Origin of the sequence: Pseudomonas sp. FSL L8-0168, from assembly GCF_037976155.1 — a bacterium.
Classification (GTDB): Bacteria; Pseudomonadota; Gammaproteobacteria; order Pseudomonadales; family Pseudomonadaceae; genus Aquipseudomonas; species Aquipseudomonas paracarnis.
On record NZ_CP150262.1, the window covers coordinates 4,799,381 to 4,818,280 of the forward strand.

An 18,900-nucleotide genomic window follows, 5' to 3' on the forward strand; every position below is an offset into this window, starting at 1 on the left:
CCTCAGGCTGCATCGCGCTTGGCGCCGTTGCGGTAGGTCTCGACCGCCGCGATCAAGGCGTGCAGTATCGCGGCGCTTTCGCCGATCACCGACAGGTCGGCACGCTTGATCATGTCGCACCCTGGGTCGAGGTTGATCGCCACCACCTTGTCGCAGGCACCGATGCCTTGCAGGTGCTGGATCGCCCCGGAAATCCCGACGGCCACGTACACCCGCGCAGTGACCCAGGTGCCGCTGGCGCCGACCTGGCGATCGCGCGCCATGAAGCCATCGTCCACTGCCACCCGCGAGGCGCCTTCGGTGGCGCCCAGGGCCGCGGCGGTCTGGTGGAATAGCGCCCAGTCCTTTACGCCGTTGCCACCGGAGAAAATGAACTCTGCCTCGGCCATCGGAATCGCTGCCGGGTCGACCGCCACCGCGCCGAGATCTTCGATACGCGGCAAACTGCGCGCCAGGCCTGTGGATAACTCCACGGGCAAGACTTCGTGGCGGGTTTCGCTGACCGGATCGGCACATTCGGCGGCGGCGAGGATCAGACGGGGCAACGGTCGCGCCAGGTCTTCCTGGCCGGCACCGGCACGGCCGATGCACTCCTCGCCCTTGATCTGCCACACCCGCGTCGCCGGGCGTTCCTTGAGGCTGGCGGCAAAGCGTCGCCCCAGTTCGCCACCACCGCTGCGGCTATCTGGCAGCAACCAGTGGCGCGGGCTGAATTGGTTATCCACAGCGCGCAGGCCCTGCACCCGTTGCTCCGGTGCATAACCCTCGAACTCATGCCCCTCCAGCACCAGCAGACGGTCGACGCCGGCCGTGGCAAAGGCGCTTTCCTTGTGTTCACCGAATACCACCGCCAATACCGCGCCGTCACTGCCAGCCAACTGGCGCGCCAGGCCAAGCAGGTCACGGTCGTGGCTGCTCAGACGGCCACCGACCATGTCCGGCACCACGTTGATGTAGAACGCCGGGGTCGGCACCTGATGCAGCGGCAATTGCACTTGCACTGCCGCGCTGCGCTTGGCCGCGCCGCCCTGCTGGGCACCGCTGCGGTCGATGCGCTTGATGCCGTTGGGCCCGATAAAACCAACACCATGCACGTTTTTGCGAATGATACCGTTGGGCCCCATCCAGCTGTGTTGCACCGGCTGCATCGCCGCGTGCAACGGGTGCAGGCGGTTACGGGCGATCCATTCGGCCCGGGGGTCGCGGCGGATAATATCGCTCATCAGTGCACCTCCGCAGGTTCACGCTTGAGGGGGACTTTGGCCGGCGCGGCGTCTTCAAGCAACGCGTCGGCTACCAGTTCGGCGATGTCTTTGATCAACGGGCGCGGTTCGACCACGCCTTCAAGCATCGCGGTGCATTGCGGGCAACCCACGGCCACCAGTTCGGCACCGGTCTCGCGGATGTCGTCCATGCGCATATCGGGGATACGTTGCTTGCCGGGGATGTCTGTGATCGGCGCGCCGCCACCGCCACCGCAGCAGCGTGAACGGAAGCCCGAGCGTTGCATTTCCTTGACCTCGATACCCAACGCCCGCAGCACTTGGCGCGGCGCCTCGTATTCACCGTTGTAGCGGCCCAGGTAGCAGGGGTCGTGGTAGGTCACGCTGTTGCCTTTGTGCTGGCCCAGGTTCAGCGCGCCCTCGCCAATCAGCTCGGCCATGAAGGTGCTGTGGTGCTGCACCCGGTAGTTGCCGTTGAAGGCACCGTATTCGTTTTTCAGCACATGGAAACTGTGCGGGTCGCAGGTGACGATGCGCTTGAAGCTGTACTTGGCCAGGGTCTGAATATTGCGCGTGGCCAGCAGCTGGAATGTCGCCTCATCGCCGAGGCGCCGCGCCACGTCACCGCTGTCGCGTTCTTCCAGGCCAAGCACGGCGAAGTCGACCTTGGCGGCCTTGAGCACTTTGACGAAGGCGCGCAGGGTACGTTGGTTACGCATGTCGAAGGCGCCATCGCCGACCCAGAACAGCACATCGCAACTGCCTTTGTCGCTGAGCAACGGCAAGTTCAGGTCTGCCGCCCAGTTCAGACGACCACCGGGTGCGAAACCGCCGGGGTTGTCGGTAGCGATCAGGTTTTCCAGGACTTCGGCGCCCTTGTTCGGCGTGGCGCCTTTCTCCAGGGTGAGGTGGCGACGCATGTCGACGATGGCGTCTACGTGCTCGATCATCATCGGGCACTCTTCCACGCAAGCGCGACAGGTGGTGCACGACCACAGGGTCTCGGCGTCCACCAGGCCGTTGACGATCGGCTGGTGCGGGTTGCCGCCGTGTTCGCCCACCGGTTTGCCGGGGTACGGGCTGCCGGCGAACTTGGCATCGGTGCCACCGGCCAAGCCGACCACCATGTCCTGGATCAGCTTTTTCGGGTTCAGTGGCTGGCCGGCGGCAAACGCCGGGCATGCTGCTTCGCACTTGCCGCACTGCACGCAGGCGTCGAAGCCGAGCAGTTGGTTCCAGGTGAAGTCCTTGGGTTTTTCTACGCCCAGCGGCGCGGTTTTATCACTGAGGTCCAGCGGCTTCAGACCGGTGGAGCGGCCACCGCCAAAGCGCTCGGCGCGACGGTGCCAGGCCAGGTGCAGGGCACCGGCGAAGGCGTGTTTCATCGGCCCGCCCCAAGTCATGCCGAAGAACATTTCGGACACGCCCCACAGCACGCCCACGCTCAGCAAAGCCGCGAGCAGCCAGCCGCCGAAATCGGCGGGCAGAATCCCGGCCACCGGCAAGGTCACCAGGAAGAAGCTCACCGAGAACGCCATCAGGCTTTTCGGCAGGCGCATCCACGGGCCTTTGGACAAGCGGGCAGGCGGATTGCGGCGGCGCAGGTACATGAAGATCGCGCCGACAAACATCAATGTCGATGCCAGCAGCAGCGCATAGCCAAGAATGCGGCTCTGCAGGCCGAAGCCGTGCACCAGGATCGCCAGCAGCGCCGACAGCACAAAGCCGAGCGCCGTGGCTACGTGGGTGTTGGCGATGTATTTGTCACGGGCGACCACGTGGTGCAGGTCGACCATGTAGCGCTTGGGCATGGCCAAAAGGCCGCCCAGCAGGTCGACTTTGGACGAGCGGCCACGGCGCCACATGTTCACCCGGCGCAAGGCGCCGAGGACGGCGAGGCCCAGGGCGGCAAAAAGCAGGATGGGAAGAAGGGTATTCAGCATGGTGAAGCTCCCACTAAGATCGTTCCCACGCTCTGCGTGGGCATGCATCCTGTGACGCTCTGCGTCACGACCTTAAAAGCAGACGCGGAGCGTCCAGGGCGGCATTCCCACGCAGAGCGTGGGAACGATCAGGTGCGTCAGAAATCCTTGCACAAGCGCAGGGCGTCATAGATGGCGGCGTGGGTGTTGCGCTGGGCCACACAGTCACCAATGCGGAACAGCAAGTACCCCTCGCCCGCCTCGCTCAGGCATGGCTGCGGCTTGATCGCAAACAGCGCTTCAACGTCGATCTGGCCCTTGTTGCGCGAACCTTCCTTGAGCCCGTAGTAAATGGCCTCGTCCGGACGCACGCCGTTCTCCACCACCACCTGGTCCACCACCCGCTCCTCTTTGGCGCCGGTGTATTCGTTTTCCAGCACGGCCACCAGCTTGTCGCCCTCGCGGTAGACCTTTTCCAGCATCATGTCGCCGGTCATGATCACTTCCTTGGGGTACATGCTGCGGTAGTACGTGGGGAACGACGTACCGCCGATTGCCACGCCTGGCTTGATGTCGTCGGTGACGATCTCCACCTGGCTGCCTTTGTCGGCCAGGAAGTCGGCCACCGACATCCCGGTGAATTCACAGATGGTGTCGTACACCAGCACGTTCTTGCCAGGCAGCACCTTGCCGTCGAGCACGTCCCAACTGCTCACTACCAAGCCTTCGGCGGCGCCCCAGTGTTCGTTCTGCTCGATGAACGGGTGCCCGCCCACCGCCAGCACCACCACGTCCGGACGCACGTCCAGGATGGTCTCGGCATCGGCTGCAACACCCAGGCGCAGGTCGACTTTCAAACGCGCCAGCTCCAGTTGATACCAACGAGTGATACCGGCGATCTGGTCACGTTGCGGCGCTTTCGATGCCGTGGTGATTTGCCCGCCGATAAACTCCTTTTTCTCGAACAGCGTCACGTCGTGGCCACGTTCAGCCGCCACGCGCGCGGCTTCCATCCCGGCCGGGCCGGCCCCCACCACAACCACCTTGCGCTTGGGCCCGGTGGACTTCTCGATGATGTGCGGCACGCCCATGTATTCACGGGAGGTCGCAGCGTTCTGGATGCACAGCACATCCAGGCCCTGGTACTGGCGGTCGATGCAGTAGTTGGCGCCCACGCACTGCTTGATCTGGTCGATCTGGCCCATCTTGATCTTGGCGATCAGGTGCGGGTCGGCGATGTGCGCACGGGTCATGCCGACCATGTCCACATAGCCGCCCTCCAGAATACGCGTGGCCTGGTTCGGGTCCTTGATGTTCTGCGCGTGCAGCACCGGAACCTTGACCACTTCCTTGATGCCGGCCGCCAGGTGCAGGAACGGTTCCGGCGGGTAGCTCATGTTCGGGATGACGTTGGCCAGGGTGTTGTGGGTGTCGCAACCCGAGCCCACCACGCCGATGAAATCGAGCATGCCGGTGTCGTCGTAATACTTGGCGATTTGCTTCATGTCCTCGTGGGACAAGCCGTCCGGGTGGAACTCGTCGCCGCACAGGCGCATGCCCACGCAGAAGTCATCCCCCACTTCGGCACGCACGGCCTTCAACACTTCCAGGCCGAACTTCATGCGGCCCTCGAAGCTGCCGCCCCACTCGTCGGTACGCTTGTTGACCCGCGGGCTCCAGAACTGGTCGATCATGTGCTGGTGCACAGCCGACAACTCCACCCCGTCCAGGCCACCGGCCTTGGCCCGACGCGCAGCCTGGGCGTAGTTGCCAATCACACGCCAGATTTCTTCCGGCTCGATGGTTTTGCAGGTGGCACGGTGCACCGGCTCACGCACGCCGGACGGCGACATCAGGGTCGGCCAGTTGAAGCCGTCCCAACGCGAGCGCCGGCCCATGTGGGTAATCTGGATCATGATCTTGGCGCCATGCTTGTGCATGGCATCGGCCAGATTCTGGAAGTGCGGGATGATGCGGTCGGTGGACAGGTTCACCGACGCCCACCATTCCTGCGGGCTGTCGATGGCCACCACGGAGGAGCCACCGCAGATCGCCAGGCCAATACCGCCCTTGGCTTTCTCTTCGTAGTACTTCACATAGCGGTCGGTGGTCATGCCGCCGTCGGTGGCATACACCTCGGCATGCGCAGTGCTGAGCACCCGGTTGCGGATGGTCAGTTTGCCGATCTGGATCGGCTGGAACATTGCTTCGAAAGCCATGGCACGGTCCTCGGCTTACAACGGTTTGACGGTGAACAAACCATCATCGTGGCCCTCTTCGGAGCCTCCGTAGACTTGTTCGGCGACAGTGCGAATCTTGCTGCCACGCGCTTGAAGGATCTGGTCCATGGCGCCGGCAAACCAGCCGGTGAACATGTAGTCCACCTTGCGGCCGACCTTGCCGTACACGTAGACGAACGCCGAGTGTTCCAGCTTGACGCTAGCGGTGCCTTTATCCAGGTCGATGTCCTGGATCTTGAACAGGCCCCAGCCGCGTTGCGACAGGCGCTTCATGTAGTGCTCGAACACCGCGACGCCTTCCAGGCCGTGGCATTCAGCTTCTTTTTCACACCAGTGCCAGGCGGACTTGTAGCCGGCCTTGTAAAGGATCTCGGCGTAGGCATCAGCGCCCAGCACTTCTTCGATACCCATGTGGTTGTTGACGAAGAAATGACGCGGCACGTACAGCATCGGCAGGGCGTCGGAGGTCCAGACACCGGTTTCGCTGTCGACTTCAATTGGCAATTGCGGGGCGATCTTGGCCATGGAAACTTAACTCCAGAAAATTCGTTTTGATGCCCGCCACGCGGATGGCGGCGGGTGAAGGATTAAGCGAGCAGTGGCTTATTCGCCCCAGACGTCCTTGAGCACGTTGACCCAGTTCTCGCCCATGATCTTGCGCACCACGCGCTCGCTGTGGCCGCGCTTGAGCAGGGTCTCGGTGAGGTTGGGGAACTCACCCACGGTGCGGATGCCAAGCGGGTTGATGATCTTGCCGAAGCTGGTCAGGCGGCGGGCGTAACCCTTGTCATGGGTGAGCATTTCGAAGAAATCCTGGCCATGGCCCTGGGTGAAGTCGGTGCCGATGCCGATCGCGTCTTCGCCGACGATGTTCATGGTGTATTCGATGGCTTCGGCGTAGTCGTCGATGGTCGAGTCGATGCCCTTGGCCAGGAACGGCGCGAACATGGTCACGCCGACAAAACCGCCATGGTCGGCGATGAACTTCAGCTCTTCATCGGACTTGTTGCGCGGGTGTTCTTTAAGCCCGGACGGTAGGCAGTGGGAGTAGCACACCGGCTTTTTCGATTCGAGGATGACCTCTTCGCTGGTCTTGGAGCCCACGTGTGACAGGTCGCACATGATGCCGACGCGGTTCATCTCGGCGACGATCTCGCGACCGAAACCCGACAGGCCGCCATCACGCTCGTAGCAGCCGGTGCCCACCAGGTTCTGGGTGTTGTAGCACATCTGCACCACCCCCACGCCGAGCTGCTTGAAGATCTCGACATAGCCGAGCTGGTCCTCAAAGGCATGGGCATTCTGGAAGCCGAAGATGATGCCGGTCTTGCCCTGCTCCTTGGCGCGGCGGATGTCGGCGGTGGTTTTCACCGGGATCACCAGGTCGCTGTTCTCACGGATCAGGGTCTGGCTGGCGACAATGTTATTGATCGTGGCCTGGAAGCCTTCCCACACCGACACCGTGCAGTTGGCGGCGGTGAGGCCACCTTTGCGCATGTCTTCGAACAGGTCGCGGTTCCACTTGGCAATAATCAGACCGTCGATAACGATGCTGTCGGCGTGCAACTCGGCTGGGCTCATCAGGCGTCCCCTTATTGGCGATTCATGCGCCGAATCGTCTGCCGGCGCTTTGGGGCCAGCATATGCCCAGGGACCGACGGAGCCGGGTGCAAAAACGACAGGGGAATTGCCGAAAGCGTCAATCCGCGACAAAGCCTGCGAAGACAGGCCCCACGGTCGGCTGTTCTTTGTCTTACGCTTGAGCCAGAATTGCGCATCACGTGATATGAGACGGCGCAATGAAATCGATTTTCCTGGCTTTGGCACTCATCGCAACCACCGCCCACGCGGCCGAAGACACCGACAGCACGCCGTGCGACGGTATCGAGAACGACCAGCAAACCTTGGAATGCGCCACCTACAACAAGACCACCGCCGAGCAATTGCTCAAAGATAACTATCAGGGGTTGCTGGAGCGCATGGGTTCGACCTACGGCAGCGACAAGACCAAACTGGCGGACATTACCGCCCGTCTGAAGGACGCGCAGCAAAAGTGGGAAAAACTGCGGGATGCCGATTGTGCGGTGGACACCTTCCCGGCAGTGACCGGCACCAAGGCCTATGCGATTGCGCACAACGACTGCCTGGCGCGGATGAGTGATGAGCGGTCGGAGTTTTTGGAGTCGATTGGCCAGGAGTAAACACCCTTCACGCGACCAGGCCGCGCAAAGGGCTGCGCCACGCTCAAGCCATGAAAGGTGACTTGAACGGCCTTTTGGTCAAGGGTGAGGCTGGCTCGTAGGCATACCCCAGCGCGGTGATATCCATCACCTCACGGATACGACGAGTCCAGGGCTTGATCACATCATCGTAATTATGCCCGGTGGGGCCATCCTGCATCGGGCAGTAATGAGGCGCCAGTGCGGGCTTATCCAGCATCATTTGCGCCTGCCAGTCGGCCCAGATTTTGTCGATGAAACAATGATGCAGAAAAAATACTGGATCTTCGGGCGAGGTCATCGCCAGCATGTTGCCGCCAATCCATAAATGGACGCGGTTGTGCAATTGAGAACCAGGGGTGGTGACTTGCGGATCGCCCTTCTGAGTGATCCAGCCTTCGAGTCGGTTTCTAAAGCCTCTATTGAACGGACTCGACGTGTAGTTCGGCTCGTCATACAGCTCTTCATTCATTGCCATCTGCAAGTCCGCGGCCGTCGGCAGCGAGTTGACCAAACGTGAGAACTGGCGCTTCAACCCCGCCCCCGGCAGCCCATCTTCCGGATAGGCAGGCACCGGCCAATTGCCGTATCGGTACGCGAAGGGTCCATCCTGCACCCTGAATTCATCGGCAGCGTCACCGTCCCCCCCCAGCAGGCTTTGCTCCCACACCGGCGAATTCGTCGGGTCTGCCGCGTCCAATGTCCAATCCCAGTAAGGCAGCGTGATACCGGGCGTGATGGCCTGAAGGTCGGCTTCCAACTGCAACAACATTTCACGATGCCAGGGTAAAAAAGCCGGCCCCAAGTGGGCGCCATTACGATAGTCGGGATCTTGGGGTTCATCAGGGTGAACGGTAGGTACCATCACTGCGTGATGCCAATGCACATACTTGTCGTATCCGCCATTACCCTTAAGGGCCAACAGCGTATTGGTAAACGCTAGCCGTTCAGGCCCGCTCAGTTTTCGAATTTCCTTGCGAATATTCATTGCCCGCCCCCCTCGTCGCAAAAACATGGGACCGCGTGCCGGCCCCTGCTGCGAATCTAGTTGGGGAACCCATCAAGATCTACTGTCAGATCTGACAGTATCAGCACTATCTCCGACGGATGGTCAGCTCCTCTCGAACGAACCGAGCCTGTTACCATCCGTGCCCTCTTTTCCTGCTCAAGGCAACGCCATGATTATTTGCGGCATCGAAATCAAAGGCAGCGAAGCCATCATCGCCCTCGCCGCCCTGGACAACCAGGCGCTGACCCACGTCGCCCTGGCGACCAAGAAAATCGCCCTCGACGATGACGATGAAGCGGCCAACGTCAAAGCCTTCGCCGCTCAGGTGAAAGCGTTTGTGCAGGACAACGCCATCACTCGCATCGCCATCAAGAAGCGCAGCAAAAAAGGTGAATTCGCCGGTGGCCCAACGACGTTCAAGATTGAAGGGGTGCTTCAACTGCTGGAGGGGGTGGAAGTGACGCTGTTGTCGCCGCAGACCATCAATGCGCAGAACAAAAAGCACACCTTTGATCTGCCAGCGACGCTTAACAAGTACCAGCATGAAGCCTACAAGGCGGCATGCTCGGCCCTGGTAAAGAAATAAACCACCTCCGCTCTCTTTAGAAGCCGGCCTTTTAGCGCGGTGTAAGGCTCTTGTGTTGCAGCCAATCACCGAAGGTGTTGTCCTCCAGGGCATAGCCGCCTCGGCTCGACTTCCACACCAGTTCCTTGTCGCGCAGGGCATCGATGCAGGCCTGGATGGTCTGGGTACCCGGCACCACGTCGCTACCCATCTTTTCCAGCGCCTTGCTGACCGCCGTGAGGGTGCTATCGGTGAATGGCGCGAAGGGTTCGTTGTTTTGAGAACGCTCCACCATCACCTCCAGCACGGCGCGCTGCGGGATGGTCAGGGCGTTCCAGACGCTTTCGAACTCGGTCCATACACCCGCGCGCAGCAGTTCTGCGCGACTGTGCAGCAGTTGGCCAAGATTGCTCGCCTCGCCCAACTCCAATGCGACTTCACCGATGATCGTGCGCAACATCTCGGGACGCCGACCTACCCGCTCAAACGCCTCATCAATATCAGCCGCGTTGAATTGGTTGTTCTGGGCCAGGTGCGCGTTGAGGTGCACGGTGTAGGCCTGGGTGAACGCTTTGCCCAGCAGCGGAAACGGCGTGATGCTGGAACCGAAGAATGGCTGGCTTTTACCCAGTACCAAATGGGCGAGTTTGTCGCGATTGGATCCGGTAAACACCAGGCGCAAACCGCTGCCCTCCTCGTCACGGCCTTGGTTGAGCTGATCCCGGGCAGCCTTCAACGCGAACATCGCATTGATACCTGACTCGGTGGTTATTGCGTGCTGTGCTTCGTCAATCACCAGTACAACGGGTTTTTCTGCAGCCCTGTGGAGCAATTCCAACGCTTGGGTCAGCGTCGCACCGACAGGCAATTGTGGCTTGGTAAAGTCCCAGGAAAGCGTACGCAGAAAGCTTAGTTTCTCGATGCCAATGTTCTTTGCCAGTTTGCGAATGCCCTTTTCAAACGGCACCAATGCCCCCGCAATGGCACTCGCAATCAGCTCGGCGGGGTCTTTTTCCTTGTCGGCCCACAGGTCGACATACACCGCCAGCCAGCCCCGCAGCTGACATTCCGGAATCAGGTCTTCGCGCAGAAAAGTGCTTTTGCCCGTGCGTCGGGGCGCCGCGAGAAACAGGCCGGAGGTGAAATCCTGAATACCGGCCCCCACCAGGCCATCGGCAATACTGCTTGCCAGGGTGGGGCGGCGAAACACAAAGCCGCTGTGCTTGGACATGGTTTTATACTCAATTATGGAAATGACTATAAATTATAGCCAAGAGTATAATTGACTATAATTGTCCGTCAAACCACCTCCCGTCGCCGATCCTCCCGCGGGCATTTGGCAAACCTTGCACGATAGCTCCTGGTGAAATACGACGGTGACTCAAACCCGCACGCAATACTCACTTCCAGCACGCTCATGTCGCTCTGGCGCAGCAGTTTTCGGGCTTTTTCCAGGCGCAGGCCCAGGTAGAAATTACTGGGGGTGTCATTCAGGTGCAGGCGAAACAGCCGCTCCAGTTGGCGTCGGGTGACCTTGATCGTTTCGGCCAGGGCCAAGGTGCTCAGGGGCGGTTCGGTGTGCTGTTCCATTTCGCCGATCACCTGCACCAGTTTCTTGTTATTGATGCCGTAGCGCGTGGCGATCTGCATGCGCTGGTGGTCCTTGCGGGGGCGGATGCGGCCAAGTACGAATTGCTCGGAAACCTGGATCGCCAGCTCCGGGCCGTGGGCCTGGGCGATGAGATCGAGCATCAAGTCGATGGACGCGGTCCCGCCGGCGCAGGTGATGCGGCGCCGGTCGATTTCGAACAGTTCCTGGGTCACGCTCAGGTGCGGATAGGCTTCCTTGAAGGCGTCGATGGCTTCCCAGTGCAAGGTCAGGCGGTGGCCGTCAAGCAGGCCCGCTTCGGCCAACACGCAGGCGCCGGTGTCGATGGCACCGAGGGTCACACCCTCATGGTCGAGGCGGCGCAGCCAATGCTCCAGGGCGGGCGTGGCGAACTGCAGGGGTTCGAAGCCAGCCACCACCAGTAAAGTCGCGCCTTTTTTCAACGGTTCCAGCGCGGCATCGGCGTTGACCGACATGCCGTTGCTCGCCAGTACCGCGCCGCCATCGGCACTCAAGATGTGCCAGCGGTACAGCTCGCCGCGAAAGCGATTGGCCACGCGCAACGGTTCCAGCGCGGAGATAAAACCGAGGGCCGAGAAACCCGGCATCAGCAAGAAATAGACATCCTGGGACATGGTGGCGCTCTCGTCGGACGGGCAGCGTGGTCACTGTGATACGCCAGTTCAACCGGCCATTCAAGAGCACAGGTCGCTGCAGTGCAAGAGCGGGTCGCCGCCGTGCGCTTTGCGGGGCGCCAAGCTGCGTAACGTGATCCCACGGCGCACAAAGACGCCGGCACCCACAATAACGACCTGCCGAGGGCTCCACCCATGAACCGACTGATCAGCCGCTGCGCACTCGCACTCAGCGCCAGCGCCATCTTGAGTAACACCGTCATGGCAGCGGACGCCGCTTCTTGCCAGAACGTGCGCATGGGCGTGGTGAACTGGACTGACGTCATCGCCACCAGCGCCATGGCTCAAGTACTGCTCGACGGCCTGGGCTATAAAACCAAACAAACCAGCGCGTCCCAGCAAATCATCTTTGCCGGTATACGTGATCAGCGCCTGGACCTGTTCCTTGGCTACTGGAACCCGCTGATGACCCAGACCATCACACCGTTCGTCGACGCCAAGCAAGTCAAGGTCCTCGAAAAACCCAGCCTGCAAGACGCCCGCGCCACCCTGGCAGTACCCACCTACCTGGCGGACAAGGGCCTGAAAACCTTTGCCGACATCGCCAAGTTCGAGAAAGAGCTGGGCGGCAAGATTTATGGCATCGAGCCGGGCTCGGGCGCCAATACGCAGATCAAGGCGATGATCGCCAAGAACCAGTTCGGCCTGGGCAAGTTCCAGTTGGTGGAGTCCAGCGAAGCCGGCATGTTGGCGGCCGTGGACCGTGCCGTGCGCCGCAAGGAAGCCGTGGTGTTCTTTGGTTGGGCGCCGCACCCGATGAACGTGAATGTGGCGATGACTTACCTCACCGGCAGCGAAGATGCCCTGGGCCCGAACGAAGGCATGGCCACCGTATGGACCGTGACCGCGCCGGCCTACGCCGAGCAGTGCCCCAACGTGCATAAGTTGCTGACCAACCTGACGTTCACCGCCGCCGACGAGAGCCGCATGATGCAACCGCTGCTGGATCACAAGGACGCCATCGAGTCCGCCAAGCAGTGGCTCAAGGATCACCCACAAGACCAGGCGCGCTGGCTGGAGGGTGTGACCACCTTCGACGGCAAGCCGGCTGCTGCCAACCTGCAACTGACCCGCAAATAACCCTATTTGGACCACCGTGTCGCAGCCGCTCCAGGCCGCGACACGGCGCCCTGCGCCTTGAAATCACCCGCCTGTAAGGAACCGCCTCATGAACCACGACGTCATCATCACCTGCGCACTCACCGGTGCTGGCGACACGACCGCCAGAAGCCCCCACGTGCCGGTCACACCCAAACAAATCGCCGCCGCTGCCGTGGAGGCCGCCAAGGCCGGCGCCACGGTCGTGCATTGCCACGTACGCGACCCCGAGACCGGCAAGTTCAGTCGCGACGTCGCGCTGTACCGCGAAGTGATGGAGCGCATCCGCGAGGCCGACATCGACATCATCGTCAACCTCACCGCCGGCATGGGTGGCGACCTGGAGATCGGTGGCGGCGAGAATCCCATGGAGTTCGGGCCCAATACCGACCTGGTGGGCCCGCTGACCCGCCTGGCCCATGTTGAAGAACTGCTGCCGGAAATCTGCACCCTGGACTGCGGCACGCTGAACTTCGGCGATGGCGACACCATTTACGTGTCCACCCCGGCGCAACTGCGGGCTGGCGCCAGACGTATCCAGGAATTGGGCGTAAAGGCTGAGCTGGAAATTTTCGATACCGGCCACCTGTGGTTCGCCAAGCAGATGATCAAGGAAGGACTGCTGGATAACCCGCTGTTCCAACTGTGCCTGGGCATTCCCTGGGGCGCACCGGCCGACACCACCACCATGAAAGCCATGGTCGACAACCTGCCCGCCGACGCGGTGTGGGCAGGGTTCGGGATTGGTCGCATGCAAATGCCAATGGCCGCGCAAGCCGTGCTGTTGGGGGGCAACGTACGGGTGGGCCTGGAGGATAACCTGTGGCTGGACAAGGGCGTGCTCGCCACCAATGGCCAACTGGTGGAACGCGCCAGTGAAATTCTCAGCCGGTTGGGCGCACGGGTCCTGACCCCAGCCGAAGGCCGCATCAAGATGGGCCTGACCCCACGCGGCTAACACAGACACCACACAACCCTGTGGGAGCCGGGCTTGCCCGCGATGAGGCCAGTAAATCTGCCACATCTTTGTAGCCTGCAATGCCGCCATCGCGGGCAAGCCCGGCTCCCACAAAGGCCCATCGAACACTTTAGGAATATGCCATGCGCTTTATCACCGAAATCAAAACCTTTGCTGCGTTGGGCAGCGGTGTCATCGGCAGCGGCTGGGTATCCCGTGCTCTTGCCCATGGCCTGGATGTAGTGGCCTGGGACCCCGCCCCCGGTGCCGAGGCGGCCTTGCGTAAACGCGTCGCCAACGCCTGGGGCGCCCTTGAACAACAGGGCCTGGCGCCCGGCGCCTCCCAGGACCGCCTGCGCTTTGTCGCTACCATCGAAGACTGCGTAAAAGACGCCGACTTCATCCAGGAAAGCGCTCCCGAACGCCTGGAGTTGAAGCTGCAATTGCACAGCCAGATCAGCGCCGCGGCCAAGCCGAATGCCTTGATTGGTTCGAGCACCTCCGGGCTGTTGCCCAGCGAGTTCTATGAGGGCTCTACCCACCCGGAACGCTGCGTAGTCGGACACCCCTTTAACCCGGTCTACCTGTTGCCGTTGGTAGAGGTAGTGGGCGGTAAAAACACCGCGCCAGAGGCGATCCAGGCAGCAATCAGCGTGTATGAATCCCTCGGCATGCGCCCGCTGCATGTACGCAAGGAAGTGCCTGGGTTTATTGCTGACCGCCTGCTGGAAGCGCTGTGGCGAGAGGCGCTGCACCTGGTCAATGACGGGGTGGCGACCACCGGCGAAATCGACGATGCCATTCGTTTTGGTGCCGGGTTGCGCTGGTCGTTCATGGGCACCTTCCTCACTTACACGCTGGCGGGCGGCGATGCTGGCATGCGCCACTTCATGGCCCAGTTCGGCCCGGCGTTGCAGTTGCCGTGGACTTATCTACCGGCGCCTGAATTGACTGAAAAGCTGATTGATGATGTGGTCGATGGCACCGCTGAGCAGTTGGGTAACCGCAGCATCTCGGCGCTGGAGCGCTATCGTGATGACTGCCTGCTGGCGGTGCTGGAAGCCGTAAAAACAACCAAGGCCAAGCACGGCATGAGCTTCGCCGAATAACCCTGTGGGAGCTGGCTTGCCTGCGATGGCGGTGGCCTCACCCTTGCTATCGCAGGCAAGCCAGCTCCCACATTTGACCGCATACCAAATTGGATTCATGCCATGCCCGCACTGACCACCTACACCACCAAAATCCTGCCCGACTGGGTTGACTACAACGGCCATCTGCGTGACGCGTTCTACCTGCTGATCTTCAGCTACGCCACCGATGCGCTGATGGACACCCTGGGGCTGGACAGCGAAAACCGCGAAGCCAGCGGCCACTCGCTGTTCACCCTAGAGTTGCACCTGAACTATCTGCATGAGGTAAAGCTCGGCGCCGAGGTTGAGGTGCATACCCAACTGATCGCCCACGACGCCAAGCGCCTGCACCTCTATCACAGCCTGCACCTTGTGGGCGAAGAGCGCGAGTTGGCGGGTAACGAACAGATGCTGCTGCATGTCGATCTGGCCGGGCCGCAGTCGGCGCCGTTTGCCGGCGCGACCCTGGAAAAACTCATCGCTCTCAGCCAGGCACACGCCGATCTACCCCGGCCAGCCCTACTCGGCCGGGTGATCGGGCTGCCCGCGCAAAAAAAAGCCCCGATCCAGCCGTGACGGGATCGGGGCAGAGTGCTTTGTGTGAGCCGTGCATTTCGAGGGTGACCAAACCTTCAAGCTGCGTGCCTGGGTTCAGTGTGCCCGTTACGGGCCGGGTCAAGCACCTCGAAAACGACCTGTTCATAGCCATCCGAGCCATCGGTGGATTCTGCCCTTGCCGCCAGTCCTGGGGCCTACCAGAATCCAAGTCATTCCCGCTCCCTACACCAGGATGACCGTCATGATGCACGCGGATTTGATTGACCAGGATGACCTGCTGAGCCAACTGCGCTCCCTGGGTTTTGACGTGTCCAGCGGCGCTACCGCCGAGCAGGCCTGCGAATGTGCGGTGCGCGGGTTGAGCGAAGCGCGGGCCAAGGCGCTCAAGGGCATGGTGGAACAGATGTACAGCGGCAGCGCGACGATTTTGCCGGCGGTGAGGCAGGCGATCGACAAACAGTTGCTGCCGGCGCTGATGCAGTTCAAACAGAACTCTGGCGCCTGAAACTCCGCCATCGCAGGCAAGCCAGCTCCCACAGGGGAACGCATTCCAAGGTGGGAGCTGGCTTGCCTGCGATGCAGACGGCTCGGTTTAGAGCCTTACACTGGCAAAGGTCGACTCATTGCGCGCCTGGCTCAACGCCGACATCGGCCCCGACAACGGTGACAACACCAGTGCCGGCGGAATCGGCATCATCGCCACTTGCTGGGTGGTGTTGGAGCCTACGCGTTCATCCCGTGGCGGAATGCCGAAGTATTCGCGGTAGCACTTGGAAAAGTGCGGCGTGGACACAAACCCGCACACCGACGCGACTTCGATGATCGACATGGGGGTCTGCTTGAGCAGCTGCCGTGCACGAATCAGGCGCAGCTTGAGGTAATAACGCGACGGCGAGCAGTGCAGGTATTTCTGGAACAGCCGCTCCAACTGCCGGCGCGACACGGCGACATACACCGCCAGTTCGTCCAGGTCGATCGGCTCTTCGAGGTTGGCTTCCATCAGCGCGACGATTTCTTGCAGCTTCGGCTGGTTGGTGCCAAGCATGTGCTTGAGCGGCACACGCTGGTGATCCTGTTCGTTGCGGATGCGTTCGTACACGAACATCTCGGAGATGGCGGCCGACAATTCACGGCCGTGGTCGCGGCTGATCAGGTGCAACATCATGTCCAGGGGCGCGGTGCCACCGGAGCTGGTGAAGCGGTTGCGATCGAGGGTGAACAGACGCGTGCTCATGGCCACCCGCGGGAAGGCTTCCTGCATCGACGCCAGGCATTCCCAGTGCACGCTGCAATCAAAGCCATCGAGCAAGCCGGCGCAGGCCAGGGCCCAACTGCCGGTGCACACCGCGCCAAGGCGACGAGACTGGCGTGCCTGGCTTTGCAGCCACGACACATGTTCACGGGTGACGGTGCGCTGGATACCGACGCCGCCGCACACGATGACCGTGTCCAGGACGGGGGCTTTGTGCATGGAGGCATCGGGTGTGATTTGCAGGCCATCACTGGCCCACACCTGGTTGCCGTCGACACTCAGGGTTGTCCAGCGATACAGCTCGCGGCCGGACAGCTGGTTGGCCATGCGCAGTGGCTCCACGGCTGACGCCAGGGAAATCAGCGTGAAATTGTCCAGCAGCAAAAAGCCGATGGATTGAGGCGCACGGTTCTGGGGTTGGGCCCCGGAGTTGGTCGACGTCATCGCGGTATCTCCTCACATCACACAAAGCGGGTGGTGGCCTCAGGCGAGGCTCTTGTTATTGCACTCGTCCTGGAAAGGCGAGGCTTTGAAATTGATAGAGCAAATGCCATGCCTAAAATTGAATGGCTATTCAAGAACTCCTGAAAACGACCTGTTTATGCGTCTATATGAGCCCACGCGTGAAGTGCGGGATATGACGCATAACGGGCGAGGTTCAAGGGGGGTGAGCAGATCGGTAGCACTTGTGGGAAGGCGCTTTGCGGGCGTAGGAGAAGTCTGTCACCCAAAGCACATCAGGCGTGTGATCGTGGAGGAATTCGTTCGGAAGCTACTTATCTATTTGCGACGCGCTAAAAGGTGGCGATTTTGGCTGGGGTGTTCACTTTGTGAGCAATGATGCTCCTCTGTTCAGCTCGTTCCCACGCTCTGCGTGGGCATGCATCCTGTGACGCTCTGCGTCACCCCTGGGACGCGGAGCGTCCGGGGCGGCATTCCCACGCGGAGCGCGGGAACGATCATGTCACTGACTCAACATTCAACCGCACTCACCGCCAACCCACCTCGTGATGTCTCTTTGTACTTGTCATGCATATCGGCCCCGGTATCACGCATGGTGCGGATCACCCGGTCCAACGAGATGAAGTGCTGGCCATCGCCCCGCAACGCCATTTGCGCCGCATTGATCGCCTTCACCGCCGCAATTGCATTGCGCTCGATACACGGCACTTGCACCAGGCCGCCCACCGGGTCGCAGGTCAGGCCGAGGTTATGTTCCAGGCCGATTTCGGCGGCGTTGCACAGTTGCTCCGGCGTGGCGCCGAGGATTTCAGCCAACCCGGCTGCTGCCATGGCGCACGCGGAACCGACCTCGCCCTGGCAACCGACTTCGGCACCGGAAATCGAGGCGTTCTTTTTACACAGGATGCCCACCGCCGCCGCGCCCAGCAGGTAGTCGACCACGTTGGCTTCGGTGACTTCTTCGCTGAACTTCATAAAGTAGTGCAGCACCGCCGGGATGATTCCCGCCGCGCCGTTGGTGGGCGCCGTGACCATGCGCCCACCGGCGGCGTTTTCTTCGTTGACCGCCAGGGCGAACAGGTTGACCCATTCCATGGCGCTCAAGGTCGAGCCGATCACATTGGGCTTGTTCAGCTCCTGCAAGCTGCGGTGTAACTTGGCAGCGCGACGGCGCACGTTCAAGCCGCCGGGCAGGATACCTTCGTGCTTGAGGCCCTGCTCCACGCAATCTTGCATGGCGCGCCAGAGTTTCATCAGGCCGCTGCGGATTTCTTCTTCGCTGCGCCAGGTTTTTTCATTCGCCAGCATCAGTTCGGCAACGCGCAGGTTGTGGGTCTTGCACAGCTGCAACAGCTCCACGGCACTGGAAAAATCATAGGGCAGCTCGGTACGGTCCATGTCCGCCACACCGCTTTGGGCCTGGGCTTCATCCACCACGAAACCGCCACCCACCGAGTAATAGGTGTCGCGGTGCAGCTCGCCGTTTTCGCCAAACACCACCAGGGTCATGGCGTTGGGATGGAACGGCAGGTTTTCGTCGAGCAAGCGCATGTCCCGCGCCCACACAAAGGGCACCGGCAAACGCCCGTCCAGCAGCAGCGTGTCGGTTTCGCGCAGGGTGTGAATGCGGGCGCCGATTTGCGTGGGGTCGATTGCGTCTGGCCATTCGCCCATCAGGCCCATGATGGTGGCGGTGTCGCTGCCGTGGCCGATGCCGGTGGCCGACAGCGAGCCGTACAGTTGCACTTCGACACGCTGCACCTGTTCCAGCCACCCACGCTCACGCAACCCTTGAACGAACAACGCCGCGGCGCGCATGGGCCCCACGGTGTGCGAACTCGAAGGCCCGATGCCGATCTTGAACAGGTCGAAAACGCTGATAGCCATTAACGTGAAACTCCTCGATAAGCACGGGCCGGGCTTGAACGAGGTGCTACGCTCAGATCGCCCAGATGGCGGC

17 protein-coding genes are annotated in these 18,900 nt (G+C 61.4%); 7 read left to right on the forward strand and 10 right to left on the reverse strand.

Annotated elements, in window-relative coordinates:
• Positions 1–2: 2 nt before the first annotated feature.
• From MHH62_RS22105 to MHH62_RS22125, 5 genes are all read right to left on the reverse strand, one after another.
• Entirely contained in the window at positions 3–1,223 is a 1,221-nt protein-coding gene (locus tag MHH62_RS22105; RefSeq protein ID WP_014720242.1) for an electron transfer flavoprotein subunit alpha/FixB family protein, read from the reverse strand.
• The gene (gene dgcB / locus MHH62_RS22110; RefSeq protein ID WP_019817451.1) at positions 1,223–3,166 is read right to left on the reverse strand and encodes a dimethylglycine demethylation protein DgcB; all 1,944 of its coding nucleotides are present in this window, start codon (positions 3,164–3,166) and stop codon (positions 1,223–1,225) included. The genes MHH62_RS22105 and dgcB overlap by 1 nt, the downstream gene beginning before the upstream one ends.
• 137 nt (positions 3,167–3,303) lie before the next feature.
• Positions 3,304–5,364, reverse strand: coding sequence for a dimethylglycine demethylation protein DgcA (gene dgcA / locus MHH62_RS22115; RefSeq protein WP_003194876.1), 2,061 nt, complete (start codon positions 5,362–5,364; stop codon positions 3,304–3,306).
• 15 nt (positions 5,365–5,379) lie between these two features.
• The gene (locus MHH62_RS22120) at positions 5,380–5,910 is read right to left on the reverse strand and encodes a DUF5943 domain-containing protein (protein ID WP_008033249.1); all 531 of its coding nucleotides are present in this window, start codon (positions 5,908–5,910) and stop codon (positions 5,380–5,382) included.
• Positions 5,911–5,988: 78 nt separating this feature from the next.
• Positions 5,989–6,966 (reverse strand): dipeptidase, encoded by a 978-nt coding sequence (locus MHH62_RS22125; protein ID WP_032879065.1) that lies wholly within the window; start codon positions 6,964–6,966, stop codon positions 5,989–5,991.
• 218 nt (positions 6,967–7,184) lie between these two features.
• Between MHH62_RS22125 and MHH62_RS22130 the strand changes: the two genes are divergently transcribed.
• The gene (locus MHH62_RS22130) at positions 7,185–7,586 is read left to right on the forward strand and encodes a lysozyme inhibitor LprI family protein (protein ID WP_014720247.1); all 402 of its coding nucleotides are present in this window, start codon (positions 7,185–7,187) and stop codon (positions 7,584–7,586) included.
• Positions 7,587–7,629: 43 nt separating this feature from the next.
• Here the strand turns inward: MHH62_RS22130 and MHH62_RS22135 are convergent, their stop codons facing one another.
• A complete protein-coding gene (locus MHH62_RS22135) occupies positions 7,630–8,592 on the reverse strand; it encodes a tyrosinase family protein (RefSeq protein WP_032902308.1) in 963 nt (320 codons plus the stop codon).
• Positions 8,593–8,782: 190 nt separating this feature from the next.
• On the opposite strand from MHH62_RS22135, the gene MHH62_RS22140 reads away from it, so the two are divergent.
• Positions 8,783–9,199: a DUF3010 family protein gene (locus MHH62_RS22140; RefSeq protein ID WP_014720249.1), complete on the forward strand. Its 417-nt coding sequence runs from the start codon at positions 8,783–8,785 to the stop codon at positions 9,197–9,199.
• 31 nt (positions 9,200–9,230) lie between these two features.
• Here the strand turns inward: MHH62_RS22140 and MHH62_RS22145 are convergent, their stop codons facing one another.
• Both MHH62_RS22145 and MHH62_RS22150 read right to left on the reverse strand, forming a co-directional pair.
• The gene (locus tag MHH62_RS22145; RefSeq protein ID WP_339231907.1) at positions 9,231–10,409 is read right to left on the reverse strand and encodes a hypothetical protein; all 1,179 of its coding nucleotides are present in this window, start codon (positions 10,407–10,409) and stop codon (positions 9,231–9,233) included.
• 68 nt (positions 10,410–10,477) lie between these two features.
• On the reverse strand, positions 10,478–11,422 hold the full coding sequence (locus MHH62_RS22150; protein WP_019817453.1) for a GlxA family transcriptional regulator: 945 nt from the start codon (positions 11,420–11,422) through the stop codon (positions 10,478–10,480).
• 195 nt (positions 11,423–11,617) lie between these two features.
• Between MHH62_RS22150 and MHH62_RS22155 the strand changes: the two genes are divergently transcribed.
• The 5 genes from MHH62_RS22155 (at position 11,618) to MHH62_RS22175 (ending at position 15,731) form a co-directional block, all read left to right on the forward strand.
• Positions 11,618–12,562 carry a choline ABC transporter substrate-binding protein gene (locus MHH62_RS22155; RefSeq protein ID WP_032902304.1) on the forward strand — a complete coding sequence of 315 codons (945 nt, stop codon included), beginning with the start codon at positions 11,618–11,620 and terminating at the stop codon, positions 12,560–12,562.
• Positions 12,563–12,650: 88 nt separating this feature from the next.
• Positions 12,651–13,538 carry a 3-keto-5-aminohexanoate cleavage protein gene (locus MHH62_RS22160; RefSeq protein WP_058410796.1) on the forward strand — a complete coding sequence of 296 codons (888 nt, stop codon included), beginning with the start codon at positions 12,651–12,653 and terminating at the stop codon, positions 13,536–13,538.
• Between the two features lie 143 nt (positions 13,539–13,681).
• Positions 13,682–14,647 (forward strand): L-carnitine dehydrogenase, encoded by a 966-nt coding sequence (locus MHH62_RS22165; protein ID WP_014720254.1) that lies wholly within the window; start codon positions 13,682–13,684, stop codon positions 14,645–14,647.
• A gap of 102 nt (positions 14,648–14,749) precedes the next feature.
• On the forward strand, positions 14,750–15,244 hold the full coding sequence (locus MHH62_RS22170; RefSeq protein WP_014720255.1) for a thioesterase family protein: 495 nt from the start codon (positions 14,750–14,752) through the stop codon (positions 15,242–15,244).
• A gap of 223 nt (positions 15,245–15,467) precedes the next feature.
• Positions 15,468–15,731: a hypothetical protein gene (locus MHH62_RS22175; RefSeq protein ID WP_014720256.1), complete on the forward strand. Its 264-nt coding sequence runs from the start codon at positions 15,468–15,470 to the stop codon at positions 15,729–15,731.
• An 87-nt stretch (positions 15,732–15,818) separates the two neighbouring features.
• Here MHH62_RS22175 and MHH62_RS22180 read toward each other — a convergent pair whose 3' ends face one another.
• Together MHH62_RS22180 and MHH62_RS22185 are read right to left on the reverse strand one after the other, a co-directional pair.
• Positions 15,819–16,922: a GlxA family transcriptional regulator gene (locus MHH62_RS22180; protein ID WP_003194907.1), complete on the reverse strand. Its 1,104-nt coding sequence runs from the start codon at positions 16,920–16,922 to the stop codon at positions 15,819–15,821.
• 528 nt (positions 16,923–17,450) lie between these two features.
• Positions 17,451–18,827 (reverse strand): L-serine ammonia-lyase, encoded by a 1,377-nt coding sequence (locus tag MHH62_RS22185; protein WP_014720257.1) that lies wholly within the window; start codon positions 18,825–18,827, stop codon positions 17,451–17,453.
• Positions 18,828–18,900 lie beyond the last annotated feature (73 nt).

Excerpts from the sequence above, each read along its gene's own strand:
- MHH62_RS22105 (WP_014720242.1), bottom strand. The coding sequence starts at position 1,223 with ATGAGCGATATTATCCGCCGCGACCCCCGGGCCGAATGGATCGCCCGT.
- dgcB (WP_019817451.1), bottom strand. The coding sequence starts at position 3,166 with ATGCTGAATACCCTTCTTCCCATCCTGCTTTTTGCCGCCCTGGGCCTC.
- dgcA (WP_003194876.1), bottom strand. The coding sequence starts at position 5,364 with ATGGCTTTCGAAGCAATGTTCCAGCCGATCCAGATCGGCAAACTGACC.
- MHH62_RS22120 (WP_008033249.1), bottom strand. The coding sequence starts at position 5,910 with ATGGCCAAGATCGCCCCGCAATTGCCAATTGAAGTCGACAGCGAAACC.
- MHH62_RS22125 (WP_032879065.1), bottom strand. The coding sequence starts at position 6,966 with ATGAGCCCAGCCGAGTTGCACGCCGACAGCATCGTTATCGACGGTCTG.
- MHH62_RS22130 (WP_014720247.1), top strand. The coding sequence starts at position 7,185 with ATGAAATCGATTTTCCTGGCTTTGGCACTCATCGCAACCACCGCCCAC.
- MHH62_RS22135 (WP_032902308.1), bottom strand. The coding sequence starts at position 8,592 with ATGAATATTCGCAAGGAAATTCGAAAACTGAGCGGGCCTGAACGGCTA.
- MHH62_RS22140 (WP_014720249.1), top strand. The coding sequence starts at position 8,783 with ATGATTATTTGCGGCATCGAAATCAAAGGCAGCGAAGCCATCATCGCC.
- MHH62_RS22145 (WP_339231907.1), bottom strand. The coding sequence starts at position 10,409 with ATGTCCAAGCACAGCGGCTTTGTGTTTCGCCGCCCCACCCTGGCAAGC.
- MHH62_RS22150 (WP_019817453.1), bottom strand. The coding sequence starts at position 11,422 with ATGTCCCAGGATGTCTATTTCTTGCTGATGCCGGGTTTCTCGGCCCTC.
- MHH62_RS22155 (WP_032902304.1), top strand. The coding sequence starts at position 11,618 with ATGAACCGACTGATCAGCCGCTGCGCACTCGCACTCAGCGCCAGCGCC.
- MHH62_RS22160 (WP_058410796.1), top strand. The coding sequence starts at position 12,651 with ATGAACCACGACGTCATCATCACCTGCGCACTCACCGGTGCTGGCGAC.
- MHH62_RS22165 (WP_014720254.1), top strand. The coding sequence starts at position 13,682 with ATGCGCTTTATCACCGAAATCAAAACCTTTGCTGCGTTGGGCAGCGGT.
- MHH62_RS22170 (WP_014720255.1), top strand. The coding sequence starts at position 14,750 with ATGCCCGCACTGACCACCTACACCACCAAAATCCTGCCCGACTGGGTT.
- MHH62_RS22175 (WP_014720256.1), top strand. The coding sequence starts at position 15,468 with ATGATGCACGCGGATTTGATTGACCAGGATGACCTGCTGAGCCAACTG.
- MHH62_RS22180 (WP_003194907.1), bottom strand. The coding sequence starts at position 16,922 with ATGACGTCGACCAACTCCGGGGCCCAACCCCAGAACCGTGCGCCTCAA.
- MHH62_RS22185 (WP_014720257.1), bottom strand. The coding sequence starts at position 18,827 with ATGGCTATCAGCGTTTTCGACCTGTTCAAGATCGGCATCGGGCCTTCG.